Source organism: Streptomyces sp. NPDC052107 (assembly GCF_040680215.1).
GTDB lineage: Bacteria > Actinomycetota > Actinomycetes > Streptomycetales > Streptomycetaceae > Streptomyces.
This window is the reverse complement of sequence record NZ_JBFAWG010000045.1, coordinates 1-15,560: the sequence shown is the minus strand read 5'-3', so window position 1 is coordinate 15,560 and position 15,560 is coordinate 1. Positions and strand designations below refer to the sequence as shown.

The 15,560-nt window shown below is 72.1% G+C and carries 15 protein-coding genes and 1 pseudogene; 7 read left to right on the top strand and 9 right to left on the bottom strand.

Annotated features, from left to right (window positions below; all coding sequences use genetic code 11):
- Positions 1-65 precede the first annotated feature (65 nt).
- Genes AB0M27_RS32195 through pdhA form a run of 3 tightly spaced genes read right to left on the bottom strand, consistent with a single transcriptional unit; the run spans position 66 to position 3,702 of the window.
- A complete protein-coding gene (locus tag AB0M27_RS32195) occupies positions 66-1,547 on the bottom strand; it encodes a dihydrolipoamide acetyltransferase family protein (RefSeq protein ID WP_365726972.1) in 1,482 nt (493 codons plus the stop codon).
- Positions 1,547-2,551: an alpha-ketoacid dehydrogenase subunit beta gene (locus AB0M27_RS32190; protein ID WP_365726971.1), complete on the bottom strand. Its 1,005-nt coding sequence runs from the start codon at positions 2,549-2,551 to the stop codon at positions 1,547-1,549. The genes AB0M27_RS32195 and AB0M27_RS32190 overlap by 1 nt, the downstream gene beginning before the upstream one ends.
- Complete coding sequence (pdhA, locus tag AB0M27_RS32185; protein ID WP_365726970.1) at positions 2,548-3,702, bottom strand: pyruvate dehydrogenase (acetyl-transferring) E1 component subunit alpha; 1,155 nt, start codon at positions 3,700-3,702, stop codon at positions 2,548-2,550. Before pdhA ends, AB0M27_RS32190 begins: the two co-directional genes overlap by 4 nt.
- A gap of 175 nt (positions 3,703-3,877) precedes the next feature.
- On the opposite strand from pdhA, the gene AB0M27_RS32180 reads away from it, so the two are divergent.
- Positions 3,878-4,411 carry an Lrp/AsnC family transcriptional regulator gene (locus tag AB0M27_RS32180; protein WP_365726968.1) on the top strand — a complete coding sequence of 178 codons (534 nt, stop codon included), beginning with the start codon at positions 3,878-3,880 and terminating at the stop codon, positions 4,409-4,411.
- Between the two features lie 48 nt (positions 4,412-4,459).
- On the opposite strand, the gene AB0M27_RS32175 is transcribed toward AB0M27_RS32180, so the two are convergent.
- Both AB0M27_RS32175 and AB0M27_RS32170 read right to left on the bottom strand, forming a co-directional pair.
- Entirely contained in the window at positions 4,460-5,047 is a 588-nt protein-coding gene (locus AB0M27_RS32175) for a TetR/AcrR family transcriptional regulator (RefSeq protein WP_365726966.1), read from the bottom strand.
- Positions 5,044-6,561, bottom strand: a complete 1,518-nt coding sequence (locus AB0M27_RS32170; RefSeq protein WP_365726964.1) for a 3-hydroxyacyl-CoA dehydrogenase — start codon at positions 6,559-6,561, stop codon at positions 5,044-5,046. Before AB0M27_RS32170 ends, AB0M27_RS32175 begins: the two co-directional genes overlap by 4 nt.
- 212 nt (positions 6,562-6,773) lie before the next feature.
- On the opposite strand from AB0M27_RS32170, the gene paaN reads away from it, so the two are divergent.
- Positions 6,774-8,465 (top strand): phenylacetic acid degradation protein PaaN, encoded by a 1,692-nt coding sequence (gene paaN / locus AB0M27_RS32165; protein WP_365726963.1) that lies wholly within the window; start codon positions 6,774-6,776, stop codon positions 8,463-8,465.
- Here the strand turns inward: paaN and AB0M27_RS32160 are convergent.
- From AB0M27_RS32160 to AB0M27_RS32150, 3 genes are read right to left on the bottom strand one after another with little or no spacing between them, the layout of a single operon-like run.
- Positions 8,462-9,217, bottom strand: coding sequence for a TrmH family RNA methyltransferase (locus tag AB0M27_RS32160; RefSeq protein ID WP_365726962.1), 756 nt, complete (start codon positions 9,215-9,217; stop codon positions 8,462-8,464). The genes paaN and AB0M27_RS32160 overlap by 4 nt on opposite strands.
- A complete protein-coding gene (locus AB0M27_RS32155; protein ID WP_365726960.1) occupies positions 9,214-10,437 on the bottom strand; it encodes an HTTM domain-containing protein in 1,224 nt (407 codons plus the stop codon). Before AB0M27_RS32155 ends, AB0M27_RS32160 begins: the two co-directional genes overlap by 4 nt.
- The gene (locus tag AB0M27_RS32150) at positions 10,434-11,312 is read right to left on the bottom strand and encodes a DUF5819 family protein (protein WP_365726956.1); all 879 of its coding nucleotides are present in this window, start codon (positions 11,310-11,312) and stop codon (positions 10,434-10,436) included. The genes AB0M27_RS32155 and AB0M27_RS32150 overlap by 4 nt, the downstream gene beginning before the upstream one ends.
- A gap of 456 nt (positions 11,313-11,768) precedes the next feature.
- Here AB0M27_RS32150 and paaA point away from each other — a divergent pair, with 456 nt between their 5' ends.
- The 5 genes from paaA to AB0M27_RS32125 are packed head-to-tail and all read left to right on the top strand — an operon-like array spanning position 11,769 to position 15,421.
- On the top strand, positions 11,769-12,809 hold the full coding sequence (gene paaA / locus AB0M27_RS32145) for a 1,2-phenylacetyl-CoA epoxidase subunit PaaA (RefSeq protein ID WP_365726955.1): 1,041 nt from the start codon (positions 11,769-11,771) through the stop codon (positions 12,807-12,809).
- On the top strand, positions 12,806-13,093 hold the full coding sequence (gene paaB / locus AB0M27_RS32140) for a 1,2-phenylacetyl-CoA epoxidase subunit PaaB (RefSeq protein ID WP_014673816.1): 288 nt from the start codon (positions 12,806-12,808) through the stop codon (positions 13,091-13,093). The genes paaA and paaB overlap by 4 nt, the downstream gene beginning before the upstream one ends.
- Positions 13,090-13,821, top strand: a complete 732-nt coding sequence (paaC, locus tag AB0M27_RS32135; protein ID WP_365726953.1) for a 1,2-phenylacetyl-CoA epoxidase subunit PaaC — start codon at positions 13,090-13,092, stop codon at positions 13,819-13,821. Before paaB ends, paaC begins: the two co-directional genes overlap by 4 nt.
- Positions 13,815-14,357, top strand: coding sequence for a 1,2-phenylacetyl-CoA epoxidase subunit PaaD (paaD, locus tag AB0M27_RS32130; protein ID WP_365726952.1), 543 nt, complete (start codon positions 13,815-13,817; stop codon positions 14,355-14,357). Before paaC ends, paaD begins: the two co-directional genes overlap by 7 nt.
- Entirely contained in the window at positions 14,357-15,421 is a 1,065-nt protein-coding gene (locus AB0M27_RS32125; RefSeq protein WP_365726950.1) for a 2Fe-2S iron-sulfur cluster-binding protein, read from the top strand. Before paaD ends, AB0M27_RS32125 begins: the two co-directional genes overlap by 1 nt.
- A gap of 45 nt (positions 15,422-15,466) precedes the next feature.
- Here the strand turns inward: AB0M27_RS32125 and AB0M27_RS32120 are convergent.
- Positions 15,467-15,560 (bottom strand): annotated as a pseudogene (locus tag AB0M27_RS32120) (bifunctional 1-(5-phosphoribosyl)-5-((5-phosphoribosylamino)methylideneamino)imidazole-4-carboxamide isomerase/phosphoribosylanthranilate isomerase PriA); the annotation flags it as partial.

The window sequence follows — 15,560 nt, the reverse complement described above, 5'->3', positions numbered from 1 at the left end:
GAGTATGTCCCGAGGGGCCTGGCTCGTGTCTTCCGCGGGGCCCTTCCGCCGGGGCCCCGCGTGCGTCACAGCGTGCGCAGGAGCACCGCCGGCTGTTCCACGCAGTCCGCCACGTACCGCAGGAAGCCGCCCGCCGTGCCGCCGTCGCACACCCGGTGGTCGAAGGTGAGCGAGAGCTGCACGACCTGACGCACAGCCAGCTCGCCTTCGTGCACCCAGGGTTTGGGGACGATCCGGCCGACACCGAGCATGGCCGCCTCGGGGTGGTTGATGATCGGCGTGGAGCCGTCGACGCCGAAGACGCCGTAATTGTTCAACGTGAAGGTCCCGCCGGTGAGTTCCCCGGGCGTGAGCGTCCCGGTGCGGGCGGCCTCGGTGAGCCGGGCGAACTCGGCGGTCAGCGCTTCGGCATCGCGCGCGTGGGCGTCCCGGACGACCGGCACGACGAGCCCGCGTTCGGTCTGCGCGGCGAACCCGAGGTGGACCTGGTCGAGCTGGACGACCTCGCGGGCCTCGGTGTCGACGTAGGAGTTCAGCTCGGGGAACCGGGCGAGCGCCGCTGTGCAGATGCGGGCGAGCAGCGCGAGCAGGGAGATCTTCGATCCACCGGCCGCGTTCATCGCGGCACGCGCGCACATGAGTTCGGTCGCGTCGGCGTCGACCCAGCAGGTGGCGTCCGGGATCTCCCGGCGGCTGCGGGAGAGCTTGTCGGCGACGGCACCGCGCACGCCCTTGAGAGGGATGCGTGTGCCCCCGGCACGCTCGGCCGAGGCGGCGGATGCCGACGGGGTCGCGGCCGGTACCGCCGGGACGGTGGCGTGTGCCGCCATGGCGGGCTCCTCGGCCGTACGGCCGCCCCCGGCCGCCTTGGCCCGCAGGGCGCCCTCGACGTCCGCGCGCAGGATCAGCCCGTCCGGGCCCGAACCCGCCAGCTGCCGCAGGTCCACACCGCCCTCGCGGGCCAGTCGGCGGACCAGGGGGGACATCACGGGCACCGGCCCCCCGGCGTGGAGGGCGTCCGCGCGCGCGTGGGCCGCCGTACCGGTGGTCGCCGTGCCGTTGACGGCTGCCGGTCCGTCCGGTCGCGCCGCCCCGGAGACCGCAGCCGGGCTCTGCCGCCCGTCCGGGACCGTACCGGAGGACGCGCTTGTGGTCCGTGGGCTGTCCGCGCCGGTACTGCCGCTCGCGGCACCCCTCGCCAACGGCGTCGGCCGCACCCTCCGGCGCCGGGCCGGGGCCTGCGAGGTGCCGTATCCGACCAGGACGTTGCCCGACCCCCCGCCGTCCCCCGCCGGGGCCTGCGGGCCCACCGCCACCGTCAACAGCGGTGCGCCGACCGGCAGTTCGGTGCCCTCCTCGCCGAAGCGGGCGGTGACCACACCGCCGTACGGGCAGGGCACCTCGACCATCGCCTTGGCCGTCTCGACCTCGACGACCGGCTGGTCGACGGCGACGACGTCACCGACCTGGACCAGCCAGCGGACGATCTCCGCCTCGGTGAGTCCCTCGCCGAGGTCGGGGAGCTTGAACTCCAGCACCTGTGCCATCAGCCCTCGGCCTCCCACTGCAGCCGGGCCACGGCGTCCAGGATGCGGTCGACGCCGGGCAGGTGGTGCCGCTCCAGCATGGGCGGCGGGTAGGGGATGTCGAAGCCGGCGACGCGCAGCACCGGCGCCTCCAGGTGGTGGAAGCAGCGCTCGGTGATCCGGGCCGCGATCTCGCCGCCCGGCCCGCCGAACCCGGTGGACTCGTGGACGACGACCGCGCGTCCGGTGCGCCGTACGGCCGCGCAGACCGTCTCGTCGTCGAACGGCACCAGCGAGCGCAGGTCGATCACTTCGAGGTCCCAGCCCTCGGCCCGCGCGGCCTCGGCGGCCTCCAGGCAGACCGGCAGGGAGGGGCCGTAGGTGATCAGCGTGGCGCTGCGGCCCGGGCGGCGCACCACCGCGCGGCCGATGGGTTCCACGTCCGTGGGCTGCTCGGGGTTCCAGGAGTCCTTCGACCAGTACAGCCGCTTGGGCTCCAGGAAGACGACCGGGTCGTCGGAGGCGATGGCCTGGCGCAGCAGGCCGTAGGCGTCGGCGACGGTCGCGGGCGTGAGCACGTGCACTCCCGGCGTGGCCATGTAGTAGGCCTCGGAGGAGTCGCTGTGGTGCTCGACGCCGCCGATGCCGCCGCCGTAGGGGACGCGGACGGTGATGGGCACGGGCATCCGGCCGCGCGTGCGGTTGCGCATCCGGGAGACATGGCTGATCAACTGCTCGAACGCCGGGTAGGCGAACGCGTCGAACTGCATCTCCACCACCGGGCGCAGACCGTACATGGCCATGCCGACGGCGGTGCCGAGGATGCCGGCCTCGGCGAGCGGGGTGTCGGTGCAGCGGTCCTCGCCGAACTCCTTGGCAAGGCCGTCGGTGACCCGGAAGACACCGCCGAGGGTGCCGACGTCCTCGCCCATGACGTGCACGGCCGGGTCGGCGGCCATCGCGTCGCGCATCGCGCGCGTGAGGGCCTGCGCCATGGTGGCGGGCTTGGCGGCGACGGTGGTCATCGGGCGCCGCCTTCCTGCTCGCCGTGCCGCTCGTGCTCGGCTTCCAGCTCGGCCCTGAGCAGGGCGCGCTGTTCGCGCAGCTGGGCGGTGGTCTCGGCGTAGACGTGGTCGAAGAGGGCCATGGGGTCCAGTTCGGGGTCGCGGTTCATGCGTTCACGCAAGGAGGCGGCCATCGTCTCGGCGTCCTTCCGGGCGGCCTCGATGCCGGTCTCGTCGAGCAGCCCACGCTCGGTCAGCTCGTGCTCCAGCAGCTCGATCGGGTCGTGGGCGCGCCAGGCCTCGACCTCGGCGTCGCCGCGGTAGCGGGTGGCGTCGTCGGCGTTGGTGTGGGCGTCGATCCGGTAGGTCACCGCCTCCACGAGGGTCGGTCCGCCGCCCGCGCGCGCGTGCCGTACCGCGTCGCTGAGGACCTCGTACACGGCGGCCGCGTCGTTGCCGTCGACCAGCCGGCCCGGCATGCCGTAGCCGACGGCCTTGTGGGCCAGGGACGGCGCGGCGGTCTGCTTGGCGAGCGGGACGGAAATGGCGAAGCCGTTGTTCTGCACCAGGAAGACGACCGGTGCCTGCCAGACGGCGGCGAAGTTCAGCGCCTCGTGGAAGTCGCCCTCGCTGGTGCCGCCGTCGCCGACCATGGCGAGCGCGACGACGTCGTCGCCCTTGAGGCGGGCGGCGTGCGCGAGGCCGACGGCGTGCGGGAGCTGGGTGGCGAGCGGAGTGCTGAGGGGGGCGACCCGGTGGGCGTAGGGGTCGTAGCCGCTGTGCCAGTCGCCGCGCAGCAGGGTGAGGGCCTCGACGGGGTCCACGCCCCGGGCGACGACGGCGAGGGTGTCGCGGTAGCTGGGAAAGAGCCAGTCCCGCTCTTCCAGGGCCAGGGCGGCGGCGACCTCGCAGGCCTCCTGGCCGGTGCTGGAGGGGTAGACGGCGAGGCGGCCCTGCTTGGTGAGCGCGGTGGCCTGCGTGTTGTAGCGGCGGCCGCGCACCAGCTGGGCGTAGAGCCGGCGCAGCAGGTCCGGCTCGGCCTTGGTGGCCGCCTCGGTGCCGAGGACGCGGTAGGGCTCGGCGTCGGGCAGCAGCGGCGCGGGGTCCATACGGGGTTGCCAGGCGGGCGGCGGCGATGGCCGGTACGCGCCCCGCTGCTCCATGACCGTCATGACGGCACCTCCTCGTGGGAGCGGCTACGGGAGGCGCGTCGGCTGTGAGGCGCCTCACCAACCGATTGTTCGGTCGCCGGCACATTTTGGCTACAGGCACCTCCAGGCTGTGGACAAACGGTTCTCCACACCCTGGAATGAACGCAGGACGTCCACAGCGAGGGAGCGGGGGGCAATGGCAGCTGAACAAATGGCCGACGGACCACAGGATGGCACCGCGCTCCCGTCACCGCGCCCGCTGGACGGAGCGGCGCTGCCGCCGCCGCGCCCGCTCGACGCCATCGATCAGGACATCCTGAAAATCCTCCAGGCGGACGGCCGTGCCTCGATACGTTCTGTCGCCGAACGCGTCCACGTCTCGCGCGCCAACGCCTACGCGCGCATCAACCGGCTTGTCGAGGACGGGGTGATCCGGGGCTTCAGCGCGCGCGTGGACCACGAGCGGGCGGGGCACGGCACCTCGGCGTACATCACGCTGAAGATCGTCCAGAACACCTGGCGCACGGTCCGCGAGCAGCTCAGGCAGCTGCCCGGCGCCTCCCACATCGCCCTCGTGGGCGGCGATTTCGATGTACTGCTGCTGGTGCACACACCCGACAACCGGGCGCTGCGCGAGCTGGTGCTCACCCGGCTCCAGGCGATCCCCGAGGTGCTCAGCACCCGCACGCTACTGGTGTTCGAGGAGGAGGACCTGGAGCCGGAGGCGTGACAGAAGGTGCGCCGGAGGCGTGACCGGAGAGGTGGCGGGGGCCTGACCTCAGCTCTGTTTGAGGCCCGCGAAGACCAGCCGGACCACGGCGTCGGCCACCTCGCGTTCGCCGACGCCCCGCGGGTCGGGCCGGTACCACTCCACGATCGAGTTGATCATCCCGAAGACCAGCCGGGTGGCCAGCCGGACCTCGACGTCGCCGCGCACGTCCCCGTCGGCCGCCGCGGCCTTCAGCAGTTCCGCGACCTGGTGGTCGAAGTCGCGCCGCCGCTCCAGGGCCCACCGCTCGGTGGCGGTGTTGCCGCGCACCCGCAGCAGCAGCGTCACGTACGGCAGCTCACCTATGAGCACCTCGACCATGCGCCGTACGACGTACTCCAGCTGGTCGACGGGCCGTCCCACGCGCGCGTGCTCCTCGTCCAGGATGGCGAACAGGCCGTCCAGGGCGCGGCTGACGGCCCGGCGCAGCAGCTCCTCCTTGCCGCTGACGTGGTGGTAGATCGACGACTTGGAGATGCCGGCCGCCTTGGACAGGTGCTCCATGGAGGTGCCGTCGTATCCGCGCTCGTTGAACACCTGGACGGCCACGGAGAGCAGCGTCTCGGGCGTGTACGTGTCGCGCTTGGCCGTGGTCATGAGGTGCCCTCCCGCTTGTCGTCGACGGCGTACGCGTGGCGGTAGAGCGCGAGGGAGGGCGCGTAGCGTCCGGAGGGGTCGCGCTCGTGCATCTCGTCCAGGACGTCGAAGGCGAACTCGCGGCCGAGCCTGCGGTCCCACTCGAACGGGCCGAGCGGGTAGTTCACCCCGAGGCGCATGGCCGTGTCGATGTCCTCCTGGGTGGCGACGCCCTTGGCGACGGCGTCGTGCGCGAGGTCGATGATCCGGGCGACCGTGCGCGCGACGATCATGCCGGGGACGTCGCCGATGACGCTGACGTCCTTGCCGAGGGCCTGGAAGAGGCCGGTGGCCTCGACGAGGGTGCGCGTCGAGGTGTCCTGGGAGGCGGACAGCGCGATACGGGTGGCCGCGCGGTAGTCGAGGGCGAGGTCGAAGTAGACGACGTCACGGAACTCCACGGAGGTCTGGCCGTCGGCGAGCACCAGCTGGCCGCCGCCGGGCAGCACCAGGCGGGTGCCGTTGTCCTCGTCGTCCTCGCGGACCTGGATTCCCGCCTCGCGGATCAGCGTGAGCAGCTCGGCCGCCGGGCCGAGGCCGCCCTCGGCGACGACGTAGGCGGGCGGCTGCTCCTTGTCGGCGGTGTGCGGCTCGGACCGCTCCGCGCCCTCGGCGTGGTCGTACCAGCCGTGCCGGGTCTTGCGGCCGAGACGGCCGGACTCCACCAGCCGGCGCTGGGCGAGGGACGGGGTGAAGCGCACGTCCTGGAAGAAGGACTGCCACACCGAGTGGGTGACGGACTCGTTGACGTCCTGCCCGATCAGGTCGGTCAGCTCGAAGGCGCCCATCCTGAACCCGCCGGACTCGCGCAGCACGGCGTCGATGGTGGCCGGGTCGGCGGCCTGGGCCTCGTAGACGGCGAAGGCCTCGGCGTAGAAGGGCCGGGCGATCCGGTTGACGATGAAACCCGGGGTGTCGGCGCAGGCCACCGGGGTCTTGCCCCAAACGCGGGCGGTCTCGTACGCCCGCGTGGCCGACGTGACGTCGGTGGCGAACCCGGAGACGACCTCGACCAGGGGCATGAGCGGTGCCGGGTTGAAGAAGTGCAGGCCCACGAAGCGGCCGGGCCGGCGCAGGGCGCCGCCGATGGCCGTCACCGACAGCGAGGAGGTGTTGGTGGCGAGCAGGCAGTCCTCGGCGACGATGTCCTCCAGCTCGGCGAAGAGCTGCTGCTTGACGTCCAGCCGCTCAAGGATGGCCTCGACGACCAGGGCGCAGTCCGCCAGCTCCGCGAGGCTTTCCGCGGGCCGGAGGCGGGCGCGGGCAGCGTCCCGGTCGGCGGCGCCGAGCCTGCCTTTTTCCACGAGCCGGTCGAGGCGGGCGCCGATCGCCGCTGCCGCGTCCCGGGCACGTCCGGCGACGGCGTCGTACAGCCGCACGGGGTGGCCGGCGACCAGAGCGACCTGGGCGATGCCCTGGCCCATGGTGCCGGTGCCGACGACGGCCACAGGGCTGCTGAGGTCGAGTGCTGTCATGTGCGCGATCCTCCCGCACGGCGTTTTCCACAGATGCGGCAGGCCCCCTTGTACCGACCGATCGTTCGGTTACTCTAGCTCTGACCGCCCCGCCCGTCACCCGCCACCGCCCTTACGGAGGCGCTTCGCGCCGCGCCTCTCGATACCTGCCCATGTTTCTGCCCAGGTCATGAACTCGACGAAGAGTTCTCCAGACGAGGAGTTGGTCCCGTATGGCCGCCGAACTGACCGCCAACGAGCTGATCGCCAAGCACCGGCCCACACTCGACCAGGCGCTGGAAGCGATCCGCACGCGCGCGTACTGGTCCCCGCACCCCGAGCACCCCAAGGCCTACGGTGAGAACGGCAGCCTGGACGCGGCGGCGGGCAAGGCCGCCTTCGACGCCCTGCTGAACACCCGCCTCGACCTCGGCCAGCCCGGCACCGACGACTGGGTGGGCGGCGAGGTCTCGCCGTACGGCATCGAGCTGGGCGTCGGCTACCCGCACGCGGACGTGGACGTGCTGGTCCCCGCGATGAAGACGGGGCAGCGGGCCTGGCGGGACGCGGGCGCGGAGACCCGGGCGCTGGTGTGCCTGGAGATCCTCAAGCGGATCAGCGACCGGACGCACGAGTTCGCGCACGCCGTCATGCACACCAGCGGCCAGGCCTTCATGATGGCGTTCCAGGCCGGCGGCCCGCACGCCCAGGACCGCGGCCTGGAAGCGGTGGCGTACGCGTACGCGGAGCAGGTCCGCACGCCCGACACGGCCGAGTGGACCAAGCCCCAGGGCAAGCGCGACCCGCTGGCCCTCACCAAGCAGTTCACGCCGGTCCCGCGCGGCCTCGCCCTGCTCATCGGCTGCAACACCTTCCCGACGTGGAACGGCTACCCGGGCCTGTTCGCCTCCCTCGCCACCGGCAACCCGGTCCTGGTCAAGCCCCACCCCCGCGCGGTACTGCCGCTCGCGCTCACCGTACAGATCGCGCGCCAGGTCCTCACCGAGACGGGCTTCGACCCGAACCTGGTCGCGCTGGCCGCCGAGCGCCCCGGCGAGGGCATCGCCAAGACCCTCGCCACCCGCCCCGAGGTCCGGATCATCGACTACACCGGGTCGACGTCCTTCGGCGACTGGCTGGAGGCCAACGCCCGCCAGGCGCAGGTCTACACCGAGAAGGCCGGCGTCAACACGGTGATCGTGCACTCCACCGGCAACTACAAGGGCATGCTGTCCAACCTGGCGTTCTCGCTGTCCCTGTACAGCGGTCAGATGTGCACCACCCCGCAGAACCTGCTCATCCCCCGGGACGGCATCCGCACCGACGAGGGCCCCAAGACCTTCGACGAGGTCACCGTCGACCTCGCCCGCGCGGTCGACGGCCTCCTCGGCGACGACGCCCGCGCGAACGCCCTGCTGGGCGCGATCGTCAACCCGGACGTCAAGGCCCGTCTGGAAGCCGCCGCCGGCCTCGGCGAAGTCGCCCTCGCCTCCCGGGAGATCAGCAACCCGGACTTCCCGGGCACGGTCGTGCGCACCCCGGTCATCGTCAAGCTGGACGGCGCCAAACCGGACGACGAGGCCGCCTACATGAGCGAGTGCTTCGGTCCCGTCTCCTTCGCCGTCGCGGTCGACTCGGCCAACGACGCGGTGGAGCTGCTGCGCCGCACGGTCCGTGAGAAGGGCGCGATGACGGTCGGCGCCTACACCACCGACAGCGAGGTGGAACAGGCCGTCGAGGAGGTGTGCCTGGAGGAGGCGGCCCAGCTGTCGCTCAACCTGACCGGCGGGGTGTACGTGAACCAGACCGCCGCGTTCTCCGACTTCCACGGCTCGGGCGGCAATCCGGCGGCGAACGCCGCACTGTGCGACGGGGCGTTTGTCGCCAACCGGTTCCGGGTCATCGAGGTACGCCGGGAGGCCTAGGAAGCCAAGGGCGCGCCCCCGGTCGCGCTCCAGTGGTACAGCGTCATCGCCACGCTCGTGGCGAGGTTGTAGCTGGAGACCTGGGGGCGCATCGGCAGGGACAGCAAGTGGTCGGCACGCGCGCGTAGGTCGGCCGAAAGGCCGCTGCGCTCGGAGCCGAAGGCGAGGACGGCGTCGTCCGGGAGCTTCACGCCCCGGATGTCGTCGCCCTCGGGGTCCAGCGCGAACACCGGCCCTGGGGGCAGCTCGTCGGCGTCCAGCCGCTCCACGGCGGTCGCGAAGTGCAGGCCGGCTCCGCCGCGCACTACGGTGGGATGCCAGGGGTCGAGGGTGCCCGTGGTGACCACGCCGGTCGCCCCGAAACCGGCGGCCAGCCGGATCACGGCACCGGCGTTGCCCAGGTTGCGGGGGTTGTCCAGGACCACGACGGGCGCGGTGCGGGGCGTGTGGGCGAGCCTGCGCAGGTTGGCATCGCGGGAGGGCCGTACGGCGAGCGCGGCCACCCCGGTCGGGTGAGGCCGCGGGACGAGCGAGGCGTACGTCTCCGCGGGCACCTGGGTGAGCAGCGCGTCCAGCGCGTCCCGGACGTCCCCGGCGAGTTCCCCGGCGAGGGCGAGCGCGGCAGGCCGGTCGGTGGTGACCGCCACCGGGACCTCGGCGCCGAAGCGCAGCGCGTGCTTGAGGGCGTGGAAGCCGTCGAGCAGCACGCCGTCATCGGCGTGCTCGCGCCAGCGGGCGAGCGGGTCGGTCATGCCCTGAACCCTACGCGGCCCTGCGCGCTCTCCTCGGGGCTGGCTTCGGGGGAGCGCGGCGCGGGCACCGTACGGTCGTCATGCCGCACGAACCGCCCACACGCGCGCATGACCAGCGCGCCGAGCCGGCGCAGGAACGGCGTCGGCAGGAAGACCGCGTCCGCGGTGATCATCGCCAGCGAGAAGAACGGCAGGCCGAGGACGACCGCGATCACCGCGTGCTCGAGCATCATGAACACCAGCAGGACGTTCTTGACCCGCCGGTTGAACAGGGTGAACGGGAAGGCGACCTGCACCATGACCGTGCCGTAGGCGGCGGCCATCATGATCGTGCCGCTGGAGGACATCAGGTCGGCGAGTCCGGGCCAGGGCGAGAAGTAGTCCAGGTGGAGCGGGTAGTAGACGGCCGTGCCGTCCTGCCAGCGCGAGCCCTGGATCTTGTACCAGCCGGCCGTCGCGTAGATCAGGCAGGCCTCCACCATGATCACGAACAGGCCGCCGTTGTGCAGGACGTTGGCGACGACGTCCAGCAGGATCCGCGGCTGCTGCGACTTCGCCGAGCGGCCTACGGCCCACCACAGACCGAGCATCACCCAGGCCGTCCACAGCAGCGCGGGGATCAGCCAGCCGTTGTCGAACCGGCCGGTGAACGTCGCTATGAGCAGCGCCAGTCCGGACACCGCCCACAGGGCCGGGCCCACCCGGTCTGCGGGGACCCGCTCCCCACGCGCGCGTGCCGCCGCGGCGCGCGCCGCCCGCCGCGCATCCAGGGACCACACCTGTCCGCAGCGCGTGAACACCAGGTAGAAGGACATCAGGTGCAGGACGTTGTCGCCGCCGTCGCCCACGAAGACACTGCGGTTCTGCAGCGACAGCACACCCACCATGAACAGCAGTGACGCCGTCCGGGTGCGCCAGCCGAGGAGCAGCGCGGCGCCGGCGAGTATCGCCAGCGCGTAGAAGCACTCGAACCACAGCTGGCCGTCGGACCACAGCAGGGCCGTGAAAGCGTGGTTGTCGTCGGTCAGCTCCTTGGCGAGGTTCCAGCCCCAGGGACCGGCCGGGCCGTACAGCTCCTGGCGGTGCGGGAACTCGCGCAGCAGGAACAGCAGCCAGGTCCCGGCGAACCCGATGCGGATCACGGCGCTCTGGTACGGCCCGAGAGCGGACTCGGTGACTTTGGCGATACCGCGCGAGAGGGTCAGGGAGATCCTGTTCACCGCACACCTCCCGCTGCCTCGTCGGCCGTCACGGTCCACCAGGGCAGCACGCGGTAGATCGGCTTGTCCGACACGCGCTCATGGCTCCACTCGGGCGGCTGCACATTGGTGGTGCTGGACCGGATCTGCACGCGCTGTATGACGCCGTCGCGGTCGGCCGGATAGGTCCGGTACAGGCGCATCACCACGACCCGGCGCAGGTACTGCTCGGAGAGGGAGCCACGCGTTCCCACCGGGCGGTTGTCGGCGCTGTGCGTGGCGGTGAAGAAGTCCCAGGCGCGGCGCAGCTCGTTCTGCTGGGTGTGGCTCGGCACCAGGTTGCCGTCGATGGCGGCGCCGTCCTGGGCGGAGAGGTCGGTCCACCCGGTGGTGCGCAGCCCACCGTCCTTCGCCCGCATCACCGCGCGCACCTGGACGGCGATGTTCTGCTGCAGCGGGTTGGGCGCGAACAGCTTCCAGTTCTGCTCGAACTCCGGGAACACCCACTCCTCGACAGCCTTGCCGTGCTGCTTGGTCACGGTGTTCGCCGGGGCGAGGCTGAGAAACACCATCAGCAGATGCACACAGGCGGCGACACCGACCACCGCGAGCGCCAGCGCCACGGCGACCTGGTAGCGGGGCGAGAGGGCGGCCACACCGGTACGGGGCGCGGGGGGCGGCACGGGGGCGTCGGCCCCGGAGGCCACGGCCTCCGCACCGCGGACAGCAGCCGCGCCCGCCCGGGAATCCGGGCCGGCCGGAGACTGCACGCCGACCCGGGAATCCGAGTCGGCCGGAGACTGTATGTCGGCCGAGGAATCCTCATCGACCGGAGACTGCACCTCGGCCGAGGAGTCCGCGTCCGCACGGGAATCCGCGTCAGCACGGGAATCCATGTCGGCTGAGGAGTCCTCCTCGGTCGCCGAGGCCTCCGGGAGACGCGCCCGGGCCGACCCGCCGGGGTCGGGTCGGGCCCCTGGGTCCTCGTCGTACGCGTCCATTCCGCCCCGTCCCCCGCTTCGGCTCAGTCGTTCGGTTCAGTGGTCCAGCTCGCGACGCCCGCCACGAGCGCCCCACCCTTCACGTACGCCACTCTCGGCGATACGCACGGAACGGTACTCAGCCCAGGCCACCGGGCGCAGCCCCGGGTACGAGCCACGGCAGTGGTCCTCGCCACGCGATACGGCCCGGCACCCCGCCCTACCCGCCCTCCCACACGTTGTCCACAGGCTGCCCGCCGGAGTTTTCCACAGCGGTTGACACCCCACGGCGCCCCAGCACACCATTGATGCGCACGGACCGAACGATCGGTCGGGACAATCCACCGCAGAGCCCGAGGTCAGGGGGACCGCATGGCCACAGCAGCCGCGCAGCGCACGGCCCGCACAGAGACGGACGGCGCACCGGACACCGCCGACACGGCGGCCTTCCAGCACGCCTTCGACGCGGCCGTGGCCGCCGACGAACGCATCGAACCGCGCGACTGGATGCCCGACGCCTACCGCGCCACCCTGGTCCGGCAGATCGCCCAGCACGCGCACTCCGAGATCATCGGCATGCAGCCGGAGGCCAACTGGATCACCCGCGCGCCCTCCCTGCGCCGCAAGGCGATCCTCATGGCCAAGGTCCAGGACGAGGCCGGCCACGGCCTGTATCTGTACAGCGCGGCCGAGACCCTCGGCACCAGCCGTGACGAGCTGCTCGACAAGCTGCACAGCGGCCGCCAGAAGTACTCCTCGATCTTCAACTATCCGACCCTGACCTGGGCCGACGTCGGCGCGATCGGCTGGCTCGTGGACGGCGCCGCGATCACCAACCAGGTCCCGCTGTGCCGCTGCTCCTACGGCCCGTACGCCCGCGCGATGGTACGGATCTGCAAGGAGGAGTCCTTCCACCAGCGCCAGGGCTACGAACTGCTGCTGGCCCTGGGCAAGGGCACACCCGAGCAGCACGCGATGGCGCAGGACGCGGTCGACCGCTGGTGGTGGCCCTCGCTGATGATGTTCGGCCCACCCGACGACGAGTCCCAGCACTCCGCGCAGTCGATGGAGTGGAAGATCAAGCGCCACTCCAACGACGAGCTGCGCCAGCGCTTCGTCGACATCTGCGTCCCCCAGGCCGAGTCCCTGGGCCTCACCCTCCCCGACCCGGACCTGCGGTGGAACGAGGAACGCGGGCACTACGACTTCGGCCCGATCGACTGGACGGAGTTCTGGGACGTCCTCAAGGGCAACGGCCCGTGCAACGAACAGCGGATCACTCAGCGCAGGCGCGCCCACGACGAGGGCGCGTGGGTGCGCGAAGCGGCCGCCGCCTACGCGGCCAAGCACACCGGCGACACCGGTGAGACAGGCAACGAGACAGCACACGCGACAGGAGCGGAGCGAGCATGAGCACCACCGACTGGCCCCTGTGGGAGGTCTTCGTGCGCTCCCGGCGCGGCCTCTCCCACACCCACGCCGGCAGCCTGCACGCCCCCGACGCGGAGCTGGCCCTGCGCAACGCCCGCGACCTGTACACCCGCCGCGGCGAAGGCGTCTCCATCTGGGTCGTCCCGGCCGCCGCGATCACCGCGTCCTCACCGGACGAGAAGGACCCGTTCTTCGAGCCGGCCGCCGACAAGCCCTACCGGCACCCGACCTTCTACGAGATCCCGGAAGGGGTGAAGCACCTGTGACCACGACCGGCCCCGCCACCGTCCCGGTGACCGCCGCCCTCGCCCTCGGCGACGATGCCCTGGTGCTCTCCCACCGGCTGGGGGAGTGGGCCGGGCACGCCCCCGTCCTGGAGGAGGAGGTCGCCCTCGCCAACATCGCCCTCGACCTGCTCGGCCAGGCCCGGGTGCTGCTGTCCATGGCCGGCGACGAGGACGAACTGGCCTACCTGCGCGAGGAGCGGGCCTTCCGCAACCTCCAGCTGGTCGAGCAGCCGAACGGCGACTTCGCCCACACCATCGCCCGCCAGCTGTACTTCTCCACCTACCAGCACCTGCTCTACGCCGAACTGGCCTCAGCAGACGGCCCGTTCGCAGCCCTGGCCGCGAAGGCGGTCAAGGAGGTCGCCTACCACCGCGACCACGCCGAGCAGTGGACGCTCCGCCTCGGCGATGGCACGGAGACCAGCCACGAGCGGATGCGCCGCGCCTGCGAGGCCCTGTGGAAGTTCACCGGTGAGATGTTCCAGCCGGTGGAGGGCCTAGACGCCGACTGGACCCGCCTGGACGAACGCTGGCAGGAGTCCGTCCAGGACGTCCTCGGCCGGGCCACGCTCCCCCTCCCCGAGGGACCGCGCACCGGCGCCTGGTCGGCCGGCGCCGGCCGACAGGGCCTGCACACCGAACCCTTCGGGCGGATGCTCGCCGAGATGCAGCATCTGCACCGCAGCCACCCGGGGGCGACATGGTGACCGCCACCGCCCTGGAGACAGAGCTGCTGGAACTGGCCGGCTCGGTGCCCGACCCCGAACTGCCGGTGCTCACGCTCCGGGAGCTGGGCGTGGTGCGCGCGGTGCATCTGCACGGGGACGACACGGTCGAGGTCGACCTGACCCCCACCTACACCGGCTGCCCCGCCATCGAGGCGATGAGCGTGGACATCGAACGGGTACTGCGCGCCCACGGCATGCGCGAGGTCACGGTCCGCACGGTGCTCAGCCCCGCCTGGACGACCGACGACATCAGCGCCGAAGGACGGCGCAAACTCCGGGAGTTCGGCATCGCTCCCCCGCGCGTGCGCGCCGCTTCCGCCCCGGTCCCGCTGACCCTCGGCCCGACCCGGACCGCGGACGCGCCCACCGGGGACGCACCCACCGAGCCCGTCCGCTGCCCGCACTGCGGCTCCGCCGGCACCGAGCTGCTCAGCAGGTTCTCCTCCACCGCGTGCAAGGCACTGCGCCGCTGCCTCGCCTGCCGTGAACCGTTCGACCACTTCAAGGAGTTGTGATGGCGCGCTTCCACCCGCTCCCGGTGGCCGAGGTCGACCGGATCACCGACGACTCCGTCGCCGTGACCTTCACCGTCCCGCCCGAGCTGCGCGAGGAGTACCGGCACGCACCCGGCCAGCACCTGGCGCTGCGCCGGCAGGTCGACGGCACCGAGATACGGCGCACCTACTCGATCTGCTCCCCCGCCCCCGACCCGGCCGGCGCGGGCCCCGACACCCTGCGGGTGGGCGTGCGGCTGGTGGAGGGAGGAGCCTTCTCCGCCTACGCGCTGAAGGAGATCAACGTCGGCGACGTGCTGGAGGTGATGACCCCGGCCGGCCGCTTCACCCTGGAACCGGCGCCCGGCCTGTACGCGGCGGTCGTCGGCGGCAGCGGCATCACCCCGGTGCTGTCCATCGTCTCCACACTGCTGGCGCGCGAGCCAGCGGCCCGGTTCTGCCTGATACGCAGCGACCGCACGGCCGCCTCGACGATGTTCCTGGAGGAGGTCGCCGACCTGAAGGACCGCTATCCCGAGCGGCTTCAGCTGGTGACCGTGCTCTCCCGCGAGGAGCAGCAGGCGGGTCTGCCGTCCGGCCGGCTCGACCAAGAGCGGCTCACCGGGCTGCTGCCCGCGCTGCTGCCGGTCGGCAAGGTAGCGGGCTGGTTCCTGTGCGGGCCGTACGGGCTCGTGCTGGGTGCGGAGCAGGCGCTGCGCGAGCTGGGCGTGGACCGGTCCCGGATCCACCAGGAGATCTTCCATGTGGACGCGGGCTCGCCCCCGGCCGCCACCGCCCAGGCCCCCGCGCACAGCAGGGTCACGGCCCGGCTCGACGGACGCGGCGGCACCTGGCCGGTGCGCGACGGCGAGACGCTGCTGGAGACGGTCCTGCGCAACCGTCCCGACGCGCCCTACGCCTGCAAGGGCGGCGTGTGCGGGACGTGCCGTGCCTTCCTGGTCTCCGGCGAGGTCCGCATGGACCGCAACTTCGCCCTGGAGACGGAGGAGACGGAAGCCGGCTATGTACTGGCCTGTCAGTCGCACCCGCTGACGGAACAGGTGGAGCTGGACTTCGACCGCTGAGAGGTGCACGGGGCCGACTGGGCGGGGGGCCAATTCAGCCCGGGGGGCCGCCGTGCCGAGGTTGACGCGGGTGCAGCCGGTGGCCAGGGCGGCCGCCAGCGAGGCGTCGTCGCGGATGCCGCCGGACAGCTCCACCTTG